At 61.5% G+C, this 16454-nt stretch carries 15 protein-coding genes; 5 read left to right on the top strand and 10 right to left on the bottom strand.

From position 1 onward, the window contains the following. Positions 1–105 precede the first annotated feature (105 nt). Together KZJ38_RS18185 and KZJ38_RS18180 are read right to left on the bottom strand one after the other, a co-directional pair. Positions 106–1368 carry a dicarboxylate/amino acid:cation symporter gene (locus KZJ38_RS18185; protein ID WP_219800446.1) on the bottom strand — a complete coding sequence of 421 codons (1263 nt, stop codon included), beginning with the start codon at positions 1366–1368 and terminating at the stop codon, positions 106–108. Positions 1369–1569: 201 nt separating this feature from the next. Then, positions 1570–2433, bottom strand: a complete 864-nt coding sequence (locus tag KZJ38_RS18180; RefSeq protein WP_219797575.1) for an amidohydrolase family protein — start codon at positions 2431–2433, stop codon at positions 1570–1572. 149 nt (positions 2434–2582) lie between these two features. Here KZJ38_RS18180 and KZJ38_RS18175 point away from each other — a divergent pair, with 149 nt between their 5' ends. After that, entirely contained in the window at positions 2583–3515 is a 933-nt protein-coding gene (locus KZJ38_RS18175; protein ID WP_219797574.1) for a LysR family transcriptional regulator, read from the top strand. A 22-nt stretch (positions 3516–3537) separates the two neighbouring features. On the opposite strand, the gene KZJ38_RS18170 is transcribed toward KZJ38_RS18175, so the two are convergent. Continuing rightward, on the bottom strand, positions 3538–4908 hold the full coding sequence (locus tag KZJ38_RS18170) for an MATE family efflux transporter (RefSeq protein WP_246641533.1): 1371 nt from the start codon (positions 4906–4908) through the stop codon (positions 3538–3540). Between the two features lie 225 nt (positions 4909–5133). On the opposite strand from KZJ38_RS18170, the gene KZJ38_RS18165 reads away from it, so the two are divergent. Further along, entirely contained in the window at positions 5134–6636 is a 1503-nt protein-coding gene (locus tag KZJ38_RS18165) for an esterase-like activity of phytase family protein (protein ID WP_219797573.1), read from the top strand. 120 nt (positions 6637–6756) lie between these two features. Here the strand turns inward: KZJ38_RS18165 and KZJ38_RS18160 are convergent, their stop codons facing one another. Continuing rightward, on the bottom strand, positions 6757–7077 hold the full coding sequence (locus KZJ38_RS18160) for a hypothetical protein (protein WP_219797572.1): 321 nt from the start codon (positions 7075–7077) through the stop codon (positions 6757–6759). 122 nt (positions 7078–7199) lie between these two features. Further along, entirely contained in the window at positions 7200–8762 is a 1563-nt protein-coding gene (locus tag KZJ38_RS18155; RefSeq protein WP_219797571.1) for a methyltransferase regulatory domain-containing protein, read from the bottom strand. Between the two features lie 238 nt (positions 8763–9000). On the opposite strand from KZJ38_RS18155, the gene KZJ38_RS18150 reads away from it, so the two are divergent. Next, positions 9001–9774, top strand: coding sequence for a YkgJ family cysteine cluster protein (locus KZJ38_RS18150; protein WP_219797570.1), 774 nt, complete (start codon positions 9001–9003; stop codon positions 9772–9774). Here KZJ38_RS18150 and KZJ38_RS18145 read toward each other — a convergent pair. Both KZJ38_RS18145 and KZJ38_RS18140 read right to left on the bottom strand, forming a co-directional pair. Next, a complete protein-coding gene (locus KZJ38_RS18145; RefSeq protein ID WP_219797569.1) occupies positions 9769–10365 on the bottom strand; it encodes a sigma-70 family RNA polymerase sigma factor in 597 nt (198 codons plus the stop codon). The genes KZJ38_RS18150 and KZJ38_RS18145 overlap by 6 nt on opposite strands. Before the next feature lie 519 nt (positions 10366–10884). Further along, the gene (locus KZJ38_RS18140; RefSeq protein ID WP_219797568.1) at positions 10885–11166 is read right to left on the bottom strand and encodes a hypothetical protein; all 282 of its coding nucleotides are present in this window, start codon (positions 11164–11166) and stop codon (positions 10885–10887) included. 138 nt (positions 11167–11304) lie between these two features. On the opposite strand from KZJ38_RS18140, the gene KZJ38_RS18135 reads away from it, so the two are divergent. Beyond that, positions 11305–11775, top strand: a complete 471-nt coding sequence (locus KZJ38_RS18135; RefSeq protein ID WP_219797567.1) for a YaiI/YqxD family protein — start codon at positions 11305–11307, stop codon at positions 11773–11775. A 7-nt stretch (positions 11776–11782) separates the two neighbouring features. On the opposite strand, the gene KZJ38_RS18130 is transcribed toward KZJ38_RS18135, so the two are convergent. Next, positions 11783–12226 (bottom strand): hypothetical protein, encoded by a 444-nt coding sequence (locus tag KZJ38_RS18130; RefSeq protein ID WP_219797566.1) that lies wholly within the window; start codon positions 12224–12226, stop codon positions 11783–11785. 753 nt (positions 12227–12979) lie between these two features. Continuing rightward, a complete protein-coding gene (locus KZJ38_RS18125; protein ID WP_219797565.1) occupies positions 12980–13804 on the bottom strand; it encodes a fumarylacetoacetate hydrolase family protein in 825 nt (274 codons plus the stop codon). 192 nt (positions 13805–13996) lie between these two features. On the opposite strand from KZJ38_RS18125, the gene cynR reads away from it, so the two are divergent. Next, positions 13997–14887 carry a transcriptional regulator CynR gene (gene cynR, locus KZJ38_RS18120; protein WP_219797564.1) on the top strand — a complete coding sequence of 297 codons (891 nt, stop codon included), beginning with the start codon at positions 13997–13999 and terminating at the stop codon, positions 14885–14887. A 58-nt stretch (positions 14888–14945) separates the two neighbouring features. Here the strand turns inward: cynR and KZJ38_RS18115 are convergent, their stop codons facing one another. Beyond that, positions 14946–16421 (bottom strand): multicopper oxidase family protein, encoded by a 1476-nt coding sequence (locus KZJ38_RS18115; RefSeq protein ID WP_219797563.1) that lies wholly within the window; start codon positions 16419–16421, stop codon positions 14946–14948. Between the last annotated feature and the right edge of the window lie 33 nt (positions 16422–16454).

The raw sequence follows: 16454 nt of genomic DNA, 5'->3' as shown, positions 1-16454 counted from the left end.
TCGTTTTTTTGGCGCGAAAATGTCCCCGCTGCGTGGTCTTACGCCACGCAGACTGAAACGAGTGATGAGTATTTAGTGGTTGATTGGCGGTTGATTAGCGCGTGACTAGTTGGCGCGCTGCTGCGACATGACCTCGTTCATCTTCGAGCGATCGAGTTCCTTTTCCCATGCGGCGACGACCAGCGTTGCGACGCCATTGCCGATGGTGTTGGCGATCGCGAGACCGGTGCCCATGAAACGGTGGATGCCGAGAATCAGCACCATGCCCGACACGGGAATGATCGGAAATACGAGCAGCGTCGACGTCAACATGACGAAAGCCGCACCGGCCACGCCGCTCGCTCCCTTGGAGGTCAGCATCGCCACACCGACCAGCGTCAACTGCTGGGTCAGCGTGAGTTCGACGTTGAACGCCTGCGCGATAAACAGCACGGCCATCGACAGATAGATGTTGGTGCCGTCCAGGTTGAACGAGTAACCGGCCGGAATCACGAGACCGACGACCGACTTCGAGCAGCCGATGCGCTCGAGCTTTTCGAGCATCTGCGGCAGTGCGGCTTCGGACGAACTCGTGCCGAGCACGATCAGGATTTCCTCGCGGATATAACCCATGAAGCGCACGATATTGATGCCGAGCGCACGCGAGATTGCGCCGAGCACGACCAGCACGAAAATCACGAGCGTCAGATAAAACGAGCCGATCAGTTTGAGCAGAGGAATGACCGCTTCGATGCCGAACGTGCCGATCGTGAAGGCGATCGAACCGAACGCGCCGATCGCCGCCACTTTCATGATGATGTGCACGATGCCGAAGAACGTGTGCGCGATCTGATCGATCATCTTCGTCAGCGGCGCGCCGCGTTCACCGAGCGCGGCCAGCGCCGCGCCGAACAGCACCGAGACCAGCAGGATCTGCAGCACGTTGCCGGTCGTGAAGGCACTGGAGACCGTTTCGGGAATCAGATGCACGAGGAAATCGACCGCGCTCATGTTGTGCGCCGCCGTCGTGAAGGCGCTGAGCTCTTTCGTATCGATGGTCGCCGGGTTCAGATTGAAGCCCTTGCCCGGCTTGAAAATGTGCCCTGCGATCAGACCGATCACGAGCGAAAACGTGGAGACCACTTCGAAGTACAGCAGCGCCTTGCCGCCGACGCGGCCAACCTTCTTCATGTCGCCCATGCCGGCGATGCCGGTCACCACGGTGCAGAAGATGATCGGCCCGATCACCATCTTGATGAGCTTGATAAATGCGTCGCCAAGCGGCTTCATCTTGATCGCGAGCGACGGATCGAAATGCCCGAGCAGCACGCCAAGCACAATCGCGAGGAGCACATGAAAATAAAGTGCGCGATAGAAAGGCTTCTTCACGCGGCGCTGGGCGGAGGCGCTCATGACTGCCGTCTCGTTCATGATGCGTCTCGCGACAGCAAGGTATGATCAATTGTGTACATCTTCGTAGTCTCCTTTTCACAAGCGGGGCCGCCTCAGGGCGGTTCTTGTTGACCTTTTCTTTCTATGCCGGGTTCGCGAGGCCCAGATTAAATTTTCTGGACCTAAACGTTGCCGGCTTTAAAAGCCGTACAATTTCGCCGGATTCCTTACGAGTAGCTTGTCGCGCAACTCGGCGTCAGGACAGAACTGAAACATCAGATCGACGAGCTCGCCGTCGTTCGGCATGTCCTTGCTGATGTTCGGGTGCGGCCAATCGGTGCCCCACAGCACGCGGTCCGGCGCAGCTTCGATCAAGGTGCGCGCGAACGGAATCGCGTCGTCGAACGGGCGTTTGCCGCGCGACACCCGCTCCGAACCGCAGACTTTGACCCATGCGAGCGGATTGCGCATCAGTTCGAGCAACTGCTGGAACGGCTGCTGGTCGACGCCGGCTTCCGCGCGCACACGGCCCATATGGTCGATCACGAACGGTACCTTGATGCGGGCAATCCGTTCGGCGTACTGCACGATGTCCTGTGCGTCGAGATGCAGCACGACATGCCAGCCCAGGTCCTGAATGCGTTCGAGCACGCGATCGAAGACGTCGAGATCGGGTGCACCGCCCAGGTGCGCGACGAAATTGAAGCGCACGCCGCGCACGCCCTGCGCATCGAGATCGGCAAGCTGCTCGTCGGTCACGTCGCCATCGACGATCGCCACGCCGCGATACCGTCCGTTGCCGCGCGCAATCGTGTCGAGCATCGCGGTGTTGTCGGTGCCGTGGCAGCTCGCCTGGACGATCACGCCGCGGCTCAGCCCGAGGAAATCATGCAGGGCAACGAGACGTTCGAACGGCGCGTCCGGCGGCGTATAGCTGCGATCCGGCGAATACGGGAACACGTCGGCGGGCCCGAAAACATGGCAATGAGCGTCGCAGGCGCCGGCAGGCAGTTGATGGGACGGCTTGATGGGATTGGGATCGGGAGGCAGGCAGGATTTCATCGGGGTATGACTTGTCTCAGCTTGAAGCGGCATCCGCGCGGGCTGCGGGACGCATCTTAGTGTGCGGATTGAATTGTGAGAGTTCGGTTGTTCGCCTACAATCGTCATACCCAACTAGCTGATATGTGAATTTCACATAGATTGATCGAATGGACCTGAAACAACTCGAGGCGTTCGTGCATGTCGCGGAGCTGGGCAGCTTTACGCGAGCGGCCATTACGCTCGACACCAATCAACCGGCGTTAAGCCGTCTCGTGCGGCAACTCGAAGTTGAATTGCGCCATAACCTGCTGGAAAGAAATGGACGCGGCGTATCGCTGACGTCAGCCGGCCAGCGCATGCTGTCGCACGCGAAGGGCATTCTGCAGCAGGTGCAGCGCGCGTCTCAGGACCTCGACGAACTTCGCGGCACGTCCGGCGGGCATTTCGGCGTGGGGGTCACGCCGAGTTTTGCGAAGGTCGCCACGAACAAGCTCGTGCACAGTTTTCGCGAGTCGTTTCCGGGGGCGACGATATCGGTGGCGCAAGGCTTATCCACGCACCTGATCGAATGGCTGATGATGGGCCGTATCGACGTCGCGGTGCTTTACGACACGTTCGACACACCGCTTATCGACAAGCGCACGGTGCACACCGAGGAACTGTTTCTGATTGGTCCTCGCACGGGCGATAACGATAGTCAGGATGATCAGCCGTGCATCGCCGGTCCGTCGATGGTGCCGCTGCGCGACATCGTGAAATATCCGTTGATTATTCCCGGACGGATGCACGCGATCCGCCGCATGGTCGAATCCGCAGCGGCCGAGCAGGGCGTGCGCCTGCGCATCGCGCTCGAAGTCGACGCCGTCGCGTCGATACTCGATCTCGTCAAGGAAGGCATCGGCTATGCGGTGCTGCCTTTGAAGGCGACATCGGGCACCGCGCAGGATCAGCACTTCCGCATTCTGCGCATCTCGGAACCGACGCTCTTCAGCCGGCTCGCGATCGCGACGAGTACGAAGCACACGCTTTCGCAACTCGCCGTCCAGTCGATCGCCATGCTCGAATCCAGCGTCTTGCCGCTCTACGGCAGCGTTAATTAAAACGTCGCCGAGCTTGCCTTGTTTAGCTCAATGTCGCGGACCGCTTGATCGCGGGCGTGGACAGTTCGAGGCGACGCCCTCGCGTGCGATAGAGCACGATGCTTGCAATGAGCGTCGTCAGTTCGGTCACGGCGACGGTCATCCAGATGCCGTGCGGCCCGAGCCATGCGGGCAGAAGCCAGAGCATCGCGAGCAGCAGGAGCCAGCTGCGCAGCAGGGCGACGATCAACGATGCGAGCGGCGCCTCGATGGCCGTTAGATAGCCGCTGATCGCCAGATTGATTGCGGCGGGCACGAACGCCAGCGCACACCATGGCAATGCCACGCGCAACAGCGCTTGCGCGGCCGGACTGTTGGGCACGAACAGCGTGCCGAGCGGATGCGCGACAGTCAGCGTCACCAGGGCCGTGCAAAGCGCAAATCCCGCCGTCACCGCGATGCCGAGCGTGAATGCGCGTGACACGGCATGCCCGTTGCCCGCGCCGCGCTCGAAGCTCACGATCGGCTGCATGCTTTGCACGAGCGCAATCATCGTGACCGACGCGATCATCGACATATATTCGACCACCGCGAATGCGACCAGACCCGTGTCGCCGAGTAAGCGCAATATCGCGTGATTGAACGCGAAAATCGTGACGCTCGGCGCAATCTCGCCGAGAAACTCCGAGCTGCCGTTATAGGCCATCCGCCACGCGTGATCGAGCTGCGCAAAGGCATGCGCGATCGGACGCACGCGTTGCGCCTTGACGAAGTGATAAGCGAGCATCGGTATGCATGCGAGCGCCTGACTGATGCCCGAGGCGAGCGCCGCACCGCGCATACCCCAATGCAGGTGGCTCACCATCCACCATGTCAATCCGACATCGACAATGCCGCCCGCGACAAGGCAGGCGAGTCCGAATTTGGCCGCGCCTTCGATGCGTAGAAAGAGTTCGAGCGCATAGCAAGCGGTCGGGAACAGCACGAACGGGGCATAGGCGTGCAGAAAGTCTTTTGCGAGGCGCGCCAGTTCGCCGCGCGCGCCGGTCCATTGCACGAACGTGTCGGCTTCGAAATGGATTGCCAGTGCAAATGCGACGCCGCAGAAGCCAAGCAGATACAAGGCCTGGGTGAACGCCGCGGCGGCATCGCGCTCGCGCCGCTCTCCCAGCAATCGCGACACCAGCGTCGATCCGCCGACGCCGATCATGACGCTGAACGCGTAAGGCAGGTAAAGCAACGGGACGAGCAGGTTCAATGCGGCCAGCGCATCGGCGCCGACGTAGCGTCCGATGAATACGCCGCTGATGACCGAGTGCATGCAGTACGCCCATGCGGCGAGCACGGTTGGCACTGCGTAGTTCGAGAACTGACGAACGAGGGAAGCGTTGTTGAGCGAATGCATGACTGACATTACTCCGCCGTGAGCCCGTTAGGAACGCGGAAATGAGCACGCCAAAATGAGCACGCGAACTATAGCGCCGCGCAATTAGCCCAGAATTATTTTGAAGGGCAACCGCTCCCTGCGTCGGCCTGCATCCCAACAATTGACAAACGAATTCCTTGCCACAAACTTTTCATTTTCTAAATATAAGCTTTCCGGTCTTCAAACAACGCAACATAAAAAGGAGACTGGAGAATGCTCGACAAGAAGACTTGCGTAGGCCTCGCTTTGACCCTGGCGCTCGCCGCCTGCGGCGGCGACGATCCGCCCGCGGCTTCCACGCCCGCCAACACGGGTAACACCGCGCCCCAGACGCAGCAGGGCACCCAGCTCTTCAGCCAGACTATTGCGCCGTACACGAGTTGGGGCAACGTGCCGATCGTCGGCACAGGCTTCGGTTCCGCGCTGGCGGCCGCACCGAATCAGCCAGGTTTCTTCTACGGCATGACCGATCGCGGCCCCAACGTCACCGCGCCCGACGGCACCAACAAGATCGAGCCGTTCCTCGCTTTCCAGCCGGCCATCGCGCTGTTCCAGCTCGTCAACGGCAAGGCCAACGTTTCGAAGGTGATCGGTCTTGCGCTGGCCGACGGCACGCCGATGAACGGCCGCGTCAATCCCGAAGCCAACACCGCCGAGACCATCTACGACGTGGACGGCAACGTGCTGTCCACGAGCGCAGCGGGTCTGGATCCGGAGGGCCTCGTCGCCATGGCCGACGGCACCTTCTGGGTCTCCGACGAGTACGGCCCGTACATCGTGCACTTCGACGCGACCGGCAAGGAAATCTCGCGGCTCAATCCGTACTCCACCGCGACGTCGGGCAACGACGTGGCGCTGCCCGGCGAACTCAAGAAGCGCAAGCCGAACAAGGGTATGGAAGGCCTGACGCTCACGCCCGACGGCAAGTATCTCGTCGGCATCATGCAGTCGCCGCTGGACAAGAACGGCTCGGCTGCGGTTGCCTCCGGCAAGGCGGCCATTACGCGGGTCGTGAAGGTATCGCTCGCCGACCCGACCAACGATGTGCACGAATACCTCTATTCGCTGCACACGAACGGCGCCGGTAATCCCGAGGGTCAGGCCGTCAGCGAGATCACCGCGATGCCCGACGGTACGTTTATCGTCGACGAGCGCGACGGCAACTTCGAGGGCACCAGCGACGGCACCGCGAGCGGCAAGGCCAAGGCCGACAAGAATCTGTGGAAGCTCGATCTGACTCACGCCACCGACGTCGGTCCGAAATCGCCGCTGATCGGCACCACCATCGCCGGCGGCGTAGTCGCTTACGATTCGAACAACGGTCTCACGGTGGGCGGCAAGACCATTGAGGATCTTGCGGGCACCGTTGACGCCCCGGCCGCCGTACAAGCGCTTAGCGCCGCGGGCCTCGCGGTCGGCGCCGAGGGCATGTTCCTCAACTACGCCGCGCTGTTTACCTCCATCGATCCGAAGGGCATGTACTTCGGCCACGACAAGGTGGAAGGCGTGGCCGTCGATCCGGCCGATCCGACCAAGATCTATATTTCGAACGATTCGGACTTCGGCATTACGGACGAGCCCGCCACGGTGCCGATGGCCACGGCCTCGAATCCGTTCCCGCCTAGCGAGAAGTTCCTGCCGGACGGCAAGACCCAGGACTTCGGCGAGATCGTCAAGATCGATATGACGCAAGTGCCCGCGCAGTTCAAGCAGTAAGCGAGGCACGCATTGAACAGAAAAGCGCCCGCGGTCACTTCTGAAGTGACCGCGGCGCTTTTTCATTGATGACCGCTGCGCGCCTTAACTGCGATCTTTAACCGCGCGCTTCAACTGCCATCAATACCCGTAACCGCCCTGGCAAGGCACATAGGCGCGTTGATAGCTGTCGTAGCAGGCCGCCGCCGCCGGTTGCTGATAAACCGGCTGCGCATAAGCGGGTTGCTGATAGACCGGCTGCGCGTAAGCGGGCTGCGCGCTGGCAACCGACGTCACAAGCGCGCCGAGCACCGCGCCGCCGATCAGCGCGCCCACGATGGCGCCGCCATTGCCGCCGCCGTGGCCGTGACCATGGCCCCAGCCGCCGCGCCCGTGCGCCGATGCCTGCTGAGCGACCGACAAGCTACCGATTAACAACAAGACAAGTGCTGCGCGTTTCATGATGACTCTCCGTTTCCCCGTTTGACGGGTCTATGGAAATCATCGTAAGCAAGCGGCTAAGAAATAACTGATGCAGTTGGTAACTGCACATTTCAAAAATTACAAATGAGGATTGGCCGCCGTCAGTCGACCTCGCCAATGAGCAACATCTTCAGCGCCGGCACAAAGACCTCGGCAAATCGAACCGCCTTCTCAACCAGTTCGTGGTCGGGCGTGAGCGGGGCGGGCATATTTGCCGCGCCGTCGTTTGCTTGGGTACCGCTTAGCGCGGACTGGGCAAATTCAGCCCATTGCCGCGGCTCCTTGAATCCGCGCATTGCCGCCAGCAAAAACAGTTGCGCGACATGCGGAACGGCAACGCCTGATCCCGACACCGGGCTGGCCAGAAACTGAAGCGCGTCACTGTCGTACGCGCGCTCGCAAATAACCGTGTTTAGCCGTCTTGCGGAACTCTGAGCCACCTGTATCTGCTGTTCATCCTGCGCATTGAGCACGGGGCCCGCCGCAATCAGCAGCTTGACTGCCTCAATCACCTGCTCGAGCGTGATCCCCGCCTTGCTGACTTCGCGTTCAATCGCGCCCAGGGTGGTCACGCGAGCGTCGGCCATCGCCTGCAGAACGGGTCGATACACCGCTTCCGGCAGCGTGGTTTCCCCAAGGGCGCCTCGTATCTTTAGCGAAACCGCCCATTCCGGCACCGGGAGTATCAAGCGATGCGCGCGTAGCGCCGCGAGCCGTTCATTAGGTTCGAGCGCGCGCGGCTGCTTGATCCAATAATCGCGGCGAAACGAGCGGTTGATGCACAGATCGCGAGTGGTCTCGCTCAATGTCAGATCGTCGATGTCCGCAAGCAGGTCGCGCTGCGCATCAAGCAGATTGATCGAATCGACGTGATCGCGATAGTCCGCCGACGCAAGGTAAGTCACCCCGGCCGGCTCGAGCGCCTGCGCAACCTGAAGAAACGACGCCGGATACCAGTTGTGCGCAAAGTACTCGTGCGAAAGATAGCGCGGGTTCTCCTCGCACAAACGGTTCACACGCTCGATCACCGAAGGATTGACGTGTGCGTAACCGGGCCGTGCAGCCATCACCTTTTGTGCAAACGCGACGGCAGCCTTGATGCGCTCGGTGGCGTGCCGCTCGTCCGGTGCGTTGCCGCCGGTGTGATGTGAGCGGCTCGCCATGAAATGACCATGCATCAGCTCGCGAACCGGCATCATCGCGGCCCATCCAGGCTGCGTGTTGTAACTGATATACAGCACGCCGCCGGGTTTCAGTTTGCGGTTGATAAAGCCGGCGATCGTTGCGCGGTCTTCGTCGGGGATCCAGCTCCAGACGCCATGCAGGCCGATAAATTCGAAATCCGGCAAATCGTCGCGCCGGCAAAACTCGGCGAAACGTCCGGGGAAGAGATGCGCGGGCGTTTGCGCATCGTCCGCGAGTTGCTGCGCGAAAGCGGAGTGCCTTGGGTCGGCGTCGACGCCGTACCAATGAACGTCCGAACCGGCCGCATGAATGTTCGCGCTGACACCGAAGCCGAACCCCAGCTCGCATGCATTGCGTATGACCGGATAGTCGAACCCCGCATGGAGCAGCGGCAGCCTCGCGCGCAGCGGATTCAGTTCGTCGCAATAGCCATGCGTATAGACGATTTCGTTATCGTACTCATGAGCCAACCCCGTCATCGTCCCGCCGCCTATATTTTGGAGCGGCAATCTTAAGCTGCGGGATATGAGCCTGCCAAGCAAAGACTGACGCGCCGCTACATCTTCTGTTGCGCGGAAAAATAACTGCAACCTGATTCGCGTCTCGTGCGAATTAGCAGTGGGGCGGATACTATGTGCGAACCGTCTCGGTCCGCCGGAATCAGGCGTTTTACCGGTTACGTATTTGAAAGCATTCACGAAACATCGACGAGATCCGATGACGATTCACTTCAGTTGTACCCAATGCGGCAAGTGCTGTCACAACCTGAGGCTTCCGCTGAGCCTCGCGGAAGCTTCAGCATGGCTTCGACGGGGCGGCGATATCGAGCTGTTTTGCGAAGCGATTCCGTGGCCCGACGAGCCGCCGGAAAGCGACGCGCAGGCAATGCACAAACGCAGGCTTTCCTTTCCTGTAGCGTGCGGCGCATTGCCGATCCGTGTGGTCGTCACCGTCGTGGCCGCGTTCGACGGCGCATGCCCGAATTTGCAATCCGATGGACGTTGCGGCGCTTATGAGCAGCGGCCGCGTGTTTGCCGGATCTATCCGGCCGAGGTCAATCCTTTCATTCCGTTGACACCTGTGTCAAAAGCTTGCCCGCCTGAAGCATGGGCTGCGGACAAGCCGGTGTTCTTTGCAGACGGACGCGTGACCGATGCGGAAACCGTCGAGGTGATCCAGGCCTCGAGATCTGCCGCCGCACAGGACGCGCCGCTCAAGGAACGCCTTTGTGCGTATCTCGGCGTGTCGCATGCGGCGCTCGCTAACGAAGGCTTTGTGATCTATGCGTTCGAGCGCGACGTGATGCTTAAGGCGCTCGAGCGCCTCCAGGGCGATGACATATCCGCATTGCCTGCCTCGCAATGGCAGTTCGTTTCGAACCGGCGAGCCACCGTAGACGCGCTCTCGTCAATCGAAGCGCACTACGCTGTGTCGTCGTCGCTGACGCAAGCGCATGAGCGCTACATGGAATTCTTCCCAACCGACTTATGACGCGCTCGTTGCCGATGGCGCGTGTGACGCTTCCATCCGTCTCGTCAGGCTTTTCATGCCGCGATTGAGGCTGGCCTTGATGGCCGCTTGCGACCAGCCCGTCCGTTGTTCGGCTTCGATGACCGAGAGGCCTTGCAGCTTGATCCACACAATCAGGACCTGTTGCTTGCGTGGCAGCTTCCCGAGCATGGTTTCGATGTCGCGCCTGGCATCGGCGCGTTCGGTGTCCGACGTGCCGTGGAGTTCGTCACCGGTATCGAGCATGTGATGCAGCGCGGCCCAACGCGATTTCGCGCGCCAGTAGTCCGTTAGCTTGTAGCGCGCGATCGCGTACACCCACGCCGTAAGCGGTTCGCTCCACCGGTAGGTGGCGCGCGCATTGTGGACCGCGAGCATGATCTCCTGGACAAGGTCGTCGATATCGTCGAGGACGGGGTAGAGTCGCCGGCGCAGGTAAGTGTGCAAATGGAGCGCGAGCGCCTCGAGAAAGGCGCGGTACGCGGCGCGATCGCCGTCGAACGATCGCTTCAGCAGTGCCCGAAGCGCGTGCTCGACATCGTTCTGCTGTGAAGCATCGGCGGGTTTGACCATGGCGTTGTTTCCCCGGTACGTCGGGTGGAAGACAACGCGTTGGTCGGATCAGCGCGTGAGTTATGACAGGGCGCGACGGCGTTTTGCACGAAAAGTCACGAGGCGCCGGCGTCGTCCGGGCTGTGCCCGCACTGTCTGCAGGTGCGATCGAGGCAGTCCTGTGCGGATAGCGATGCAATCAGGTTGTCAGCCACGCAGGCTTCGCACTCGAACCAGCTGGCGTGCACGACGCTGCGGCACGCGTGGCAGGCAATGGAGTGAACCACTTTTTCCAGCAGGACTTCCCATTCATCTTCGATGAATATCGCGCCGCAAGCCGGGCACGCAGCGCCGAGACACCCACTCATAGGTCGAGACAAGTAGACAAAACCATCGCGTCCGCGACGCGTGCTCAAAAGAGGGGTAATCCTATTCCCGGCTATGCACCTCGCGTCGGTCGTTTATGCGGTTGTTTTGGGACGAGGTAACGGTGCCCGGCGGACCGTGTTCAAGCGGGCTTCGTTCAGGCGCAAGCGTCAGTCAGTCGTTGGCGGCGAGCCCGCGCCGCAGCAACTCGTCGAGCAGGCCGGTCATCCCCGCAGGATGGGTGGCCGCACGCGCCTTGAGCGCTTCGACCAGTTCGCTGTTGAGCTTGCACGCAAACGGCACGAGTCCTTGAGCCTGATCGAGCTTGCGTTGCTCGCGCCGGTCGAGCGGCATGTCAGCGGTGCCTTTGCCGAAGCGCTCCGAGTGCGCCTGCTTCATCGAGTGAGTGAGTTTGAGCGCCTTGTTCTTTTCAAGGTCGGTCTTTTTCATTGCCATGTGACGGGATCTCGCGGTTGGAATCGGTGACGCCGTATTGTACGAGGTGTGACAGCAATCGAACGCGGTGCGAAGAGCAATGGCCATTACGCACCTCTTGATATGATCGTTGCCGCTCAATGAACTGGAATGCCCTTCATGCAAGTCTTTATCGATGCCGACGCGTGTCCCGCTGTTATCAAAGACATGTTGTTCCGGGCTGCACGGCGTACCGAAGTGATGGTGACGCTGGTCGCGAACCAGTTTTTGCGTACGCCGCGGTCTCCGTTTATCAAGGCGATTCAGGTGCCGGCCGGTTTCGACGCGGCCGATGCCCGCATCGTCGAACTGGTTGCGTCGGGCGACCTCGTGATCACCGCGGACATACCGCTCGCTGCCGCGGTACTCGACAAGGGCGGGCATGCGCTCGATCCGCGCGGAGTGTGGTTCACGCCTGAAAACATCCGCGAACGCCTGACGATGCGCGATGTGATGGATCAACTTCGCAGCGCGGGTATCGATACGGGCGGCCCCGCGCCCTTCAGCACGCGCGACAGCAAAGCGTTCGCGAGTCAACTCGATCGGTTCCTCGCGGTTCACGGCACGCCGCGCCGCGGGACCGAATCCTAGACGTCGATCACGGCTGTGCGGACGACGGCGCGAGGCTTGCGCGCACCCGGTACGACAGCGAAGGATCCTGATTGACGATTTGCCAGCTTACCCATTGACCCGCCGGAACGATCAGCCCCGGATGCTTCGCGTTCACCTGGCTCGGCTGCGGCGGCAGCCTGCAGCCGCTGCGGGTTTTGCGCGTGGTATTGCTTTCGACCGTATCCTGCGCGTCGATGGCGAGAACCACCTCGCCCGAATTGGCCCGCACCGGCGAGACCGTGATCGTGCGCTGCAGGTCGATGCTGCCCGCGGGTTCGTTCTTGCAGCCGACGTTGTGCGTGACGACCTTGTGATGCTTGTCGGTCCGGGTCTGGCCGACCGCGGTCGTTCCGTCGAATGAATCGATCTCCTGACCATCGCGAATCACCTGCAGCGTCCAGTTGACTACGGGTTGCGTGCCGGTCGGCACACCGGCCTGTGCGGCGGGCGCAGGCGTTGGTGTCGGCTGCGCGGGGGCCAGCGGCGTGGGCGTTGGTTGTGCCGGTTGTGGTTGCGCGTAGGGCTGCGGGGCCGGCGCCGGTTGTGGTTGCGCGTAGGGCTGCGGGGCCGGCGCTGGTTGTGGATAGGGCTGAGGCGCGGGCGCCTGCTGCTCCGCGGGCTGCGGCTGTGGCGCCGGAACGGGGAGTAGCGGCGGGGCTGGTTGCGCGGTGGGCGGCGGAGCGGCCTTGTAAGCGGGCTCATGCTCACGATCACGATCACGCTTACGCGCGGGCTTATGAACGGGTTTTTCTGCGGACTTTGCGGCAGGTTTTGCAGCAGGCTTTTCAGGCGTCTTTGTTGCCGGTTTTTCAGCGGCTTTCTCAGGCGGCTTCTCGGCGGACTTTTCAGGCGGCGTTGCAGCCGGCTTTTCCGCAGGTTTTTCAGTAGTCTGTTCCGCAGGTTTCTGAGGAGCGGACTGTGGAGCAGACGCGGGCGGGTGCAAAGGAACGGCATGTACGACCGGTGGCGAGGCCGGAGCGGGTGGCGCCGGCCGAACCGCGGGCTGCACCACACCCTCGACCTGCGTCTGCGCGCTCGCAGGCACAAACGCGGCGGCAGCGGCGTAAAGCGCAGCGGCGAGGCAGTTCTTCCACAACATCATGTAGGCGGGCTCCATGCACGCGTTCCGATGCCAAGCCGTTGCACATCGCGTGCCTGGACGGCATGAAGCCCGTCAGGGCATTCATCGCAGGATCTCGTGGCGCTGGCTACCGAGATGCTCGATACCGCATTCGAGCACATCGCCTTCCTGCATGAAGCGGTTCTTGCCGAAACCCACACCAGGCGGCGTTCCGGTCGCAAGCAGGTCGCCGGGAAGCAGCGTCATATGAGCCGAGAAATACGCGAGCATCTCGTCGACCGAAAACAGCATATCGCTCGTGTTGCCCTGCTGCTCGAGCCGGCCGTTCAGCTTCGTCCACAGATCGAGCTTCATGCCGTCGACGCCGGTGACGAGGTACGGGCCGATCGGCGAGTAGCCCGGCCGCGATTTCGCGCGCACCAGATGCTGCTGGCCTTCCGCGTCCACCTGAGTGGTGCGGTTCGAGACGTCGTTGATGCAGACAAAGCCGAAGATATAGCCGGCTGCATCGGCCGTTGCGATATCACGCGCCTCGCGGCTCACGACGATCGCCAGTTCGACCTCCCAATCGAGTTTCACGTCGGGGTTCGGGCCGCGTGAGATCGGGTCGTTAGGTCCGGCGAGCGACGTCACTGCTTTGAGAAAGACTTCGGGTTCCGTCGGCGGCTTCATCTTGAACTCCTCGATGTGCTTCCGGTAGTTGAAGCCGGTCGCCGCGATCTGCCGGACACCTTCGATCGGCGCGAGGTAGGTGAATGCGCCTTGCAGCGGCGTGAGCGCGCTTGTATCGACGTGGTTCAGAACGCCGCTGGCAATGGCATCAGGCGTGATGTCGGCCACGATCGGGCGCAGGTCCAGATGTTCGTCGCCGACGATGATGACGGGAACGGCATGGTCTTTCACGAGAACTCGGGCAAACTTTTGCATTTCAACGCTCCTTGATTTGCGGCTGCACATGGCTCCTGTCGCGGAGGTTAGCCATTTGTCAGCCATTCGATGGATCCTTCCGCCATCCCGGAATCAGCGCAATGCGTCGCGCGTCTGACAGCAGAATAGAAACGGAACGTATAAGCTTCAAAGACTCATTTCCGATGCTTCCCATAAGCAGGGCTTATAGCGATGCTTCTCCGCCATATCCGGTATTTCAAGGCTGTTGTCGACCAGGGCGGCTTCACACGGGCCGCGCAGATGCTGCATGTGTCGCAGCCGGCGTTGTCGCAGCAGATCAAGGAACTCGAAGCGAGTCTCGGCGCGCAACTGCTCGATCGCAGCGGCCGCCAGGTCCGCCCCACGGATCTCGGCGCCGTGTATCTGCGTTATGTCTCTCACGTGCTCGAGCAACTGGACGAAGCGGCGCGCGCGGTGCGCGACGTCGAGGATCTTTCGGCCGGGTCGCTGCGGCTCGGGGTCACGCCGAGCGTGGCGGCCTATCTGCTCGGCCCGCTGTTGCAGCGCTTCAGATCGGCGTATCCGGGAATCACGCTGTCGATTCGCGTCGCGGCGCAGGAAGAGGAGATCGAGCCCGCGCTTAGAAACGACGAACTGGATCTGGGCATCGGTTTCGGCGACTTGCCCGCGGAAGACATCGAAGCGACGCTGCTGCACAAGGAGCGGCTCGCGCTGCTCGTCGGAAAGGGGCATCCGCTCACGAACAAGGCCGCCGTCACGGCCGCCGAGGTGGCGGCGATGCCGCTCGCGTTACTCGACACGTCGTTCTCGACCCGCAGGCTCGTGGACCGCTACTTCAGAAGCCGGCGTCTGCATCCGACGGTTGCGGTGGAAGCGAACTCTCTGCTCGCGCTGATGCAGGTGATCCGGCACACGGGTCTGGCGACCATCCTTCCGGAGAACATTGCGGACGCCGAACTGGCTACGGTGAGGTTTCGGCCGGAACTCGAACTGCGGCACGCGGCGTTGCTGCAACGGCGCGGCGGGTATCGGTCGGCGGCGGTGCGCGCGTTTGTCGCAATGGCTCACGAGGTCACGCAGGCGTTTGCGGACCGGAGATAGTGACGCCGAGGCCGAACGGGGTCATGCGTTCCAGCCGGTTTGACGGGTACGGTACGCGTTAGCCCACGACCTCGACGATTCCCATCATGCCTTTGTCCTCGTGATTGACCGAGTGACAGTGGTACACGAAGCGGCCGACGATGACCGGATCGGTAAACGGAATCACGACCTTGAGTGAACCGGGTCCGAGATCGGTTGCGGGCGGAATGGAATACGTGTCGTGCAAGCTGTCCCTGTGCTGCGCCACGCCATTGACTTCCGTGACCAGAAACGCAGTCTGATGGATATGAAAGCTGTGGAATTGCTGATCGGTGTTGACGATCGTCCACTCTTCGGTGTCGCCGAGCCGTACCGTCTGGTCGACACGGTTTTCGTCCATCGTGCGGCCGTCGATCATGAACATCTTCCGGTCCGGCGTGCGCGAATAGTCGAGCGTGCGGCGCCGCGCGATGGATGCGCCTCGCACGTCGTCGATCCAGCGCGGTCCGTTTATCTTCTGCGCAAGCACGTGCTCTTCAATCGACGAAGCTTGCACCGCCGGTCCTGAAGAGATGACCGTCGCAATCTGCTGGGCAGGCTCTGGCGCGAGCCACGCTTCATTCTGGAAGGAGACGGTGCGCATCGTGTACTCGCCCGCCGGCGGGCCGACAACAATGACGTCGTAGCGTTGCCCTGGACCCATGAAGAATTCGGTCGTGCGGCGCGGACTCGACAAAGCGTGGCCATCCGTGGCGACCACGTAAAACGGCAGACCATCCAGTGCGAATTTGACGAACAGCGTCGCTCCGATATGCGCGATGCGCCAGAACTGGAGTTCGCCGGGCCTGATTGAAATGACCGGATTGATCTGTCCGTTGATTGAAACGACCTCATGTTTCTCGTGCTCCACGTGCTTGATCAGAAGCATGCGCTCAGGCATCGCTTTCAGAATCGGGAAACGCTCGTCGATGCCATCCACGACGAGTCCTCCCGACATGCCGCCGAGTATCTGAGGCGCCACTACACCATGTGCATGCGGGTGATACCAGAACATGCCGGGACTTTGCCGGTCGTGCGCCGGGACCTTCACGAGGTAGTCGAAAGTTTCGCCCGGATGGACGTGGATAAAGACGTTGTCGCTATGTCCGCGTGGCGAGACGCTCATGCCATGAAAGTGGAGATTGCTCGGCTGGTCTGGAAGACGATTGTTGAACCGGATCTTCAACGTGTCGCCCAACCCGACGCGGAGAACAGGGGGGATGTACTCACCGTTGTACAGCCGCCCCGCGAATGAAAACGGCCCAAGCTGTACTTGACCGATCGCCGCAGTGATCGTCGTTTCGAGCGTGCCGCGCTTGCTGCGTATTTGCGGCGGATCAACGAGTGCGTCGCCGTGGGACGTTTGGTCAAGAGGCGATGCACTGCAGAGGACATTTCCCGGCGCATCTTCGACTGCAGATGATTGTGCCGCCGCTGGCACTAGCGCAACGGCAGCCGTGCGCCCAAGAAGCGACAGAAAATTCCGGCGCCGCCGGTTCGGCAAATCGCTATACATGGATTCCCAGCACGGACAGTTCAACGAACCCGG

The organism is Paraburkholderia edwinii, assembly GCF_019428685.1.
Lineage (GTDB): Bacteria > Pseudomonadota > Gammaproteobacteria > Burkholderiales > Burkholderiaceae > Paraburkholderia > Paraburkholderia edwinii.
This window is presented reverse-complemented; position numbering and strand designations above follow the sequence as displayed.

Coding starts and splice junctions, on each gene's coding strand:
- KZJ38_RS18155 (WP_219797571.1), bottom strand. CDS start 8,762: ATGACGGGGTTGGCTCATGAGTACGATAACGAAATCGTCTATACGCAT.
- KZJ38_RS18135 (WP_219797567.1), top strand. CDS start 11,305: ATGCAAGTCTTTATCGATGCCGACGCGTGTCCCGCTGTTATCAAAGAC.
- cynR (WP_219797564.1), top strand. CDS start 13,997: ATGCTTCTCCGCCATATCCGGTATTTCAAGGCTGTTGTCGACCAGGGC.
- KZJ38_RS18180 (WP_219797575.1), bottom strand. CDS start 2,433: ATGAAATCCTGCCTGCCTCCCGATCCCAATCCCATCAAGCCGTCCCAT.
- KZJ38_RS18175 (WP_219797574.1), top strand. CDS start 2,583: ATGGACCTGAAACAACTCGAGGCGTTCGTGCATGTCGCGGAGCTGGGC.
- KZJ38_RS18170 (WP_246641533.1), bottom strand. CDS start 4,908: ATGTCAGTCATGCATTCGCTCAACAACGCTTCCCTCGTTCGTCAGTTC.
- KZJ38_RS18140 (WP_219797568.1), bottom strand. CDS start 11,166: ATGGCAATGAAAAAGACCGACCTTGAAAAGAACAAGGCGCTCAAACTC.
- KZJ38_RS18165 (WP_219797573.1), top strand. CDS start 5,134: ATGCTCGACAAGAAGACTTGCGTAGGCCTCGCTTTGACCCTGGCGCTC.
- KZJ38_RS18150 (WP_219797570.1), top strand. CDS start 9,001: ATGACGATTCACTTCAGTTGTACCCAATGCGGCAAGTGCTGTCACAAC.
- KZJ38_RS18125 (WP_219797565.1), bottom strand. CDS start 13,804: ATGCAAAAGTTTGCCCGAGTTCTCGTGAAAGACCATGCCGTTCCCGTC.
- KZJ38_RS18145 (WP_219797569.1), bottom strand. CDS start 10,365: ATGGTCAAACCCGCCGATGCTTCACAGCAGAACGATGTCGAGCACGCG.
- KZJ38_RS18160 (WP_219797572.1), bottom strand. CDS start 7,077: ATGAAACGCGCAGCACTTGTCTTGTTGTTAATCGGTAGCTTGTCGGTC.
- KZJ38_RS18115 (WP_219797563.1), bottom strand. CDS start 16,421: ATGTATAGCGATTTGCCGAACCGGCGGCGCCGGAATTTTCTGTCGCTT.